The organism is Streptomyces sp. NPDC050388, from assembly GCF_040655635.1.
Taxonomy (GTDB): Bacteria; Actinomycetota; Actinomycetes; order Streptomycetales; family Streptomycetaceae; genus Streptomyces.
In genome coordinates this window covers 143,309-149,308 of the sequence record NZ_JBFAKH010000010.1, presented here as the reverse complement: position 1 = coordinate 149,308, position 6,000 = coordinate 143,309, and the positions used below count along the sequence as shown (strand labels likewise).

The following is a 6,000-nucleotide window of genomic DNA, read 5'->3' as shown; positions in this document are numbered from 1 at the left end:
TCGAGGATCCGGCCCGCCCGGAGCAGGATCTCGTCCCTGCGACCCGAGGGGGCCAGACTGATCCAGCGCTGCACATGCTCTCCGCGGATGACCACTCCCCCGGCCCGGTCCCGGTACACGGTGTGCCGACGCCAGAGCATGTCTGCCAACTGCGCTGCGGTTTCTCTCAGTTGGGCGCTCAAGACCCGTCCCCCAGAGCCGTACGGTCAATCGAACGGGAATCGTACTCCAGCGTCTCTGTTTGACTCGGGGCGGCCCCGGGTGGGGGATGCGGCCCGTGGAGGCAGGAGAACACGGAGCGGCGCCGAGGCCTCGTCGGGCTGGCAGGGCCCCGGGCGGGTGGCCGTGTTCGCGGCCGGAGGCGGTCGGGGCGAGAACCGCGTGCCCGACGAAACCGGCGCCCACGACCGGCATCTGCAGCCCGTGGTCCCGCCCGCCAGGCCGCAGGCTTGCGCACGGTCCCCGGGGTTGATCACCATCGCGATCCGGGCAGTCTTCCGAAGGAGGCATGGAACCAGCCGGTCCATGTGACTGACGGAGCTTGAGGATCATCAGTGGCGGACAGCGGAGAACCACAAGTGCCCGGCCGACTGACGGTCGTCTCCACCTCGATCGACGGCATCCGGGTGCTCACCGTGGTCGGTGACATCGACCACGACACCGCCGGGCCCCTCCGCCAGGCGCTGGACCCCTCACGCCTTGGGTCCGTTCCGTGCGCCGTGGTCGACCTGGGCCGGGTTCCCTTCATGGACTCCACCGGCATCAACATCCTCATCACCGCCCGGCAGGCTCTCACCCAGGCCGGCGGCTGGCTGCGCCTGGCAGGCGTCCAGGACACCGTCATGCGCACCCTGCGCCTCGTGCAGCTCGACACCGTCATCGACTGCTACCCCACCCTGCGTCAGGCCCTCCACCCCTGACACCGGCAACCGCACCACGAGCGCGACCCGCCAGTCCCAGCGGTCCAGGCGCGGCCACGGCCGGGCCCGGGGCCGGGACTTCGGCCCATGGTCCGGCTTGCCGGGGTTGCCGCCGGACCCCTCGGCAGGCGTTCGGTCGCCGGGGCGCGGGGTCGTACAGCGCCCCGGCGCCGGCACCGCACTGTCCCGGATCGTCGATGCGGCGCTCAGCTTCAGAGCGCGCATCGTGCCGGCCCGTCCGGTGAAGAGCACCGCGGCACCGGCACCAAGAACTTCCACCACCATGCCGTCGGCGACCTGACCCTCGCGTTCGAGGGGTTGGAAATGGCGGCCGAGCCCGGCCTCACCCTCACCATCTACACCGCCGAACCCGGCTCACCCTCCGAAGAGGGCCTGCGCCTGCTCGCCTCGTGGGCCGCACGCGGGACGAGGTCACCGTGGGGCGCCGGCCCGACGGGGTCGCCGCGCGGGCCAGGTCGTAGAGGTGGGGGCGCTCGGCCTCGTCGAGCTGCAGTGCGTGCGCGAGACCTTCGAGAACCGAGTCGGAGGCTCCGCTGAGGTTCCCGCGCTCCAGCCGGACGTAGGAGTCCACGCTCATGTCCGCCAGCAGGGCGACCTCTTCACGGCGCAGGTCCGCGACGCGGCGGTTGCCGCCGTGGACCGGCAGCCCGGCCTGCTCCGGGATGATCCGGGCCCACCGGGTGCGCCGGAACTCACGCACCTCGCCGGCCAGGTTCTCCTTGTCACTGTCGGCCATGGTCGGATTCCGGGAGCTCGGTGCGCGACGCGTCGACGGAAAGGCCCTCGGACCGGTCGGCGTAGAACGTGAGGTGGGTGAGGGCTGCGGTGGGGGCGGGGCTCCGGCTCTGGGGCCGGGCGTTCGACATGGTCACGGACGAATGCGGCGACGGCCGCTCCGCCGGTCAACGTTGCGCTCTCATCACCGCACATTCGTTTGATCCGGAGCAGTGGGGCTACCCGGTGGTGTTCGCCGGTGGCGGCCGCGTCCGTGGCTCTCGTCGGATGCGGCCGCCGGGCCGGGGTGATGGACCAGGGACAGATGAGGGAGCTGGTCGGGGTGAGTGCGGTGGCAGCGCAGGGCGGGGGCGGGGGAGGTTCCAGTGGCCTGTACGACGTACTGGAGCTGGTTCTCGACCGAGGGTTGGTGATCGACGCGTTCGTGCGGGTCTCCCTGGTCGGCATCGAAATCCTGAAGATCGATGTGCGGGTCGTGGTGGCGAGCGTGGACACCTACCTGCGGTTCGCCGAGGCCTGCAACCGCCTGGACCTGGAGGCAGGGCCGCGCAAGCCGGCCGGACTGCCGGAGATCGTCGGCGGCCGGCTCACCGGCTCCGGCAGTCAAGCCAAGGCGAAGGGAGCCCTGTCCGGCGCCGCGGAGGCCATCGCCGATGCCTTCCAGCAGGCGCGCGACGAGGGCCGCGAGAGGGAAACCGCACGGCCGCGTCACCGCCGGGATGAGGAACGGTGAGCACCTACGTCTACGGCGTCATCCACAGCCCACCCCCCGTTGCCTGAGCACACGGCCGTCACCGGCGAGCCGCCACGCCCGCTGCGCATCCTCGGGGAAGGCGGCCTGGCCGCCGTCGTCAGCAGGCCACGCCGCTTGGGGCGTGCACGCTTCGCGTCGTAGCCGTGACGTTGGTGGAGACGCTCTTCACAAGGGTGCTGAACCATCCACCCGTCACCCGTGACACTCCGGTTTCATGTCGCGCTGTACGGGGTGACCCCGGGCGGGGTCAGGCGCCTGCACTCCGGGGGGAGGCTCGCGGGCGCCAACATGCAGGGGCAGACCCGGTCGCCCCCCCGTGGCGGGTCTGCCCCTGCTCGAAAGGCCGACCCGGGCGCCCCACACGTGACGGGGCGCCCGGATGCAGGCGTCCGCACTCCTGGCACGTGAGCAAGACGTCACTCTCCGTCCTCGCCCGGTCGAACTGGTGGGCGGGGCCCTGATAGCCTGCTGCGATCTTGGAAATGGGACCCCGCCGGTGTGCGTCGGCGGTCCGGCTACCGCGCGATCGCTGCCCTTGACCGGGCGGTATCTCATCGCGCGAACGAGAGGAACCCCGGTGCCCGACCTGGCAGGGTCCGGTCCGGGCAGTCCACTTGGAGGGTGTTCGGCGTGCTGTTGGCGGCTCGGTACCAGCTCGAGGAGCTTCTCGGCCGAGGGGGGATGGGAGAGGTCTGGCGCGCGCGAGACGAGGTCCTTGGCCGTCCGGTCGCGGTCAAGCTGCTCCTGGCCGGCAGCATCGACCCGTCGGCGGCGGCCCGCTTCCGGCAGGAGGCGCAGACCACCGCTCGCCTGAACCACCCCAACATCGTCGCCATCTACGACTTCGGCCAGGCCGACGACCGTCTGTACCTGGTCATGGAAATCGTCCAGGGGCACAGCCTGGCCGACCGGCTGGCCTCAGCAGGAGCGCTCACACCGCGCGAGGTGGCCGCCATCGGCAGCCAGACCGCCTCAGGCCTGGCCGCCGCACACCGGCAGAACGTCATCCACCGCGACATCAAGCCCGCGAACCTCCTGCTCGCCCCCGACGGCACGGTCAAGGTGGTGGACTTCGGTATCGCCCGCCTCGCCGACGACACGGCGGCCGGGCTCACCAGCGCAGGCATGATCGTGGGCTCCGTCTCCTACCTCGCCCCGGAACGAGCCCTCGGAAAGGACGCCGGCCCGGCCTCCGACATGTACGCGCTCGGCTGCGTCCTGTACGAGCTCCTGGTGGGTTACCCGCCCTTCCGCGCGGACACCCCGACCGCGCTGCTCTACCAGCACGTCCAGGAGCTGCCCGCACCGCCGCGCAGCATGGGCGTGGAGCTTGCGCCGGAGCTCGAACAACTCCTCCTGGCGCTGCTCGCCAAGGAACCGGAAGCGCGCCCCGACGCCGAACAGGTCGCGGACTGGCTGTCTGCTCCGGGAAGGTCGAGCGCGGCCGCGACGGCACAGCCCGCACCACCGTCGTCCTCACGACCGGCCTCCGTGGTGGGACGCACGGCCGTGCTGCCGGCTCCTGCCGCACGACGATCCCGCAGGCGTGACTCCCGGTCGCGCACGGTCGCCCTCTCGGGACTCGCAGCGGCCGCCCTCGCGACCGCGGGATACCTCCTCTTCCAGCCGGACTCCGCACAGGTGGCCGCTGCCGACCCCCCTGCCACGACCCGGGGAGCAACCCCGTCCACCACCGACCCCGCTTCCTCGTCGCCCGCTGCTTCAGCTGCTTCTCCTCCGCCGAGCCCGTCCGCTGCCTCGGACGTTGCCGTCGACACACCCGCAGTGTTGTCCAGCGACCCCGGGGTGCTGCTCGGCCAGGTGTCCCAGGAACTGAGCACGGCCGCCGGCGAAGGTCGGCTCGACCCGCACCTCGCCGACGATCTGGAACACAAGGTCTCCCAAGCCCAGGACAAGCTGGCTGAGGGCAGAGAGAAGGGGAAGGACAAGACCAAGGACGTACGCAAACGGGTCCGCGACATCCGGCACGAACTCGCCGACGCCGAGAAGCACCAGGAGTTCACCAGTACCCCCGAGTTCGACCGGCTCCTCGATCACCTCGCATCCGTGGTCGGGGAAACCGACTAGGCGATCAGGTCCGGGCGCGGCCCGAACGCTCTGCCGGGCGTTGTCAGGTTCGGCTCGGGCCGCGGGATGATCTTGGTGTAGTTCGGCACGGGGAGGGGCTGCGGGCGGAGAGCGGGACGGCACCGTCGTACCGGGGTTACCGGTTTCCGCCCTAGGCAATCGGTCACGCCGTGTGGCTTTATCACCGTTTCCCGGTCTCCTGCCGGGAGGTCGGGGAGCTCCTCCTGGAACGCGGCATCATGGTCTCCTGCGAGACTCCAGGCCCGGTGCGCCGCGTTCGGCCCCGCCTGCGCCGCGCAGGTGCGCCGCCGGCGGCCGCGTCCCGGCGCCACATGGCGTCCGGATGCGGTGTTCCTCAAGGGCGACGGGAAGATGCGGTACCCGTGGCGCGCGGTCGACCGGGACGGAGGCGTCCTCGGCGTTCTCGTCCGGGACCGCCGAGATACGGCCGCGGCCGGGCGCTTCTTCCGCAGGCTTCTCAAGGGCCTCGCGTACGGACCCCGCGTGTTCGTCACGGACAGGCTCCGCGGCTACGGTGCCGCCCACCGCGCGGTCATGCCGCCGGTCGAGCACCGCGGTGTGAAGTACTGGAACAACAGGGCCGAGAACAGTCATCAGCCCACGAGAGGCGGCGCGAGCGCGCCCTGAAGGGTTTTCCGCTCCAGCAAAGCGGCCCGGAGGTTCCGTGCCGCCTTCAGCCGGGTCTCCGGCCACTTCCGGCCCCGGCGCCATCTGGTCACAGTGAGTGACTGCCGCATCGAGATGACCGAACGGTTCCGCATCCGGAGGACCGTCACCAAAGCCCTCACGACCGCCTGACCAGGATGTCCCCGGCCTGGCCGAACGCACCTCCAGCACATCTCGACTCGCCTGCCGCAACAGCGGCTTGACAACACCCGCCGAGGTGCTCATCACCCACGACCTCGCCGCGGCACTCCACTGGGGAAGGACGACGACCGCATGGACGAGCTGCACCGCGCGATCTTCCAGCACCTCATGGACGACCGGTGGCACCACGGCGTCGAGAGGGCTGCGGCTACCACGCTCGTCGGCCGCTGCTACGAACGCTTCGCCGACCATGCCGCGGCGCTGGCCCGACGCGTGGTCCGCCTCGTCACCGGCGAACATGCAGACGACCTGCTCACCGACCCGCCCGCGACCACCTGACTCCGCCCCGCAACCAACTGTGACGCCCGGAGTGGCCCAATGGGCTTGATCCACTTTGACGGCCTCGGTAGACAGGCCAACGGCATCACGTCACCAGAGGCAGCGCTTCGCCGGCGCAGAACCGTGGTGGAGCGCACGGTCAGCGTGGGATCAGCGAGCCCTCTTCCAGCCCGGCTCGCGCCAGCGGGAGTTCAGCTCACACCTTCGGGCGCAGATGAGCCAGGAAACGTGCTCAACGACCTCGTGCGGGATGTCGGGCATGGCTCGATACGGGACCAACAGGGCTCCTGTGTCGAGGCGTTGGCGAGTGAGATC

Annotated in this window: 4 protein-coding genes and 4 pseudogenes; 7 read left to right on the top strand and 1 reads right to left on the bottom strand. The window is 70.8% G+C overall.

Going from position 1 to position 6,000, the window contains the following annotated elements:
- The first annotated feature begins 578 nt into the window (after window positions 1-578).
- Together AB0I73_RS08395 and AB0I73_RS08390 are read left to right on the top strand one after the other, a co-directional pair.
- The gene (locus AB0I73_RS08395) at window positions 579-920 is read left to right on the top strand and encodes an STAS domain-containing protein (protein ID WP_363035034.1); all 342 of its coding nucleotides are present in this window, start codon (window positions 579-581) and stop codon (window positions 918-920) included.
- 255 nt (window positions 921-1,175) lie between these two features.
- Window positions 1,176-1,340, top strand: a pseudogene (locus tag AB0I73_RS08390) (transcriptional regulator); the annotation flags it as partial.
- Here the strand turns inward: AB0I73_RS08390 and AB0I73_RS08385 are convergent.
- Window positions 1,333-1,677 (bottom strand): annotated as a pseudogene (locus tag AB0I73_RS08385) (helix-turn-helix transcriptional regulator); the annotation flags it as partial. The pseudogenes AB0I73_RS08390 and AB0I73_RS08385 overlap by 8 nt on opposite strands.
- A 321-nt stretch (window positions 1,678-1,998) precedes the next feature.
- On the opposite strand from AB0I73_RS08385, the gene gvpJ reads away from it, so the two are divergent.
- The 5 genes and pseudogenes from gvpJ to AB0I73_RS08360 all read left to right on the top strand — a co-directional run.
- Window positions 1,999-2,409, top strand: a complete 411-nt coding sequence (gene gvpJ, locus AB0I73_RS08380; protein ID WP_363035052.1) for a gas vesicle protein GvpJ — start codon at window positions 1,999-2,001, stop codon at window positions 2,407-2,409.
- A pseudogene (locus AB0I73_RS08375) lies at window positions 2,406-2,532 on the top strand (GvpL/GvpF family gas vesicle protein); the annotation flags it as partial. The gene gvpJ and the pseudogene AB0I73_RS08375, both read left to right, overlap by 4 nt.
- Before the next feature lie 528 nt (window positions 2,533-3,060).
- The gene (locus AB0I73_RS08370; RefSeq protein WP_363035032.1) at window positions 3,061-4,518 is read left to right on the top strand and encodes a serine/threonine-protein kinase; all 1,458 of its coding nucleotides are present in this window, start codon (window positions 3,061-3,063) and stop codon (window positions 4,516-4,518) included.
- A gap of 348 nt (window positions 4,519-4,866) precedes the next feature.
- The gene (locus tag AB0I73_RS08365) at window positions 4,867-5,166 is read left to right on the top strand and encodes a DDE-type integrase/transposase/recombinase (RefSeq protein ID WP_363035030.1); all 300 of its coding nucleotides are present in this window, start codon (window positions 4,867-4,869) and stop codon (window positions 5,164-5,166) included.
- A 250-nt stretch (window positions 5,167-5,416) separates the two neighbouring features.
- Window positions 5,417-5,685, top strand: a pseudogene (locus AB0I73_RS08360) (PhoU domain-containing protein); the annotation flags it as partial.
- Between the last annotated feature and the right edge of the window lie 315 nt (window positions 5,686-6,000).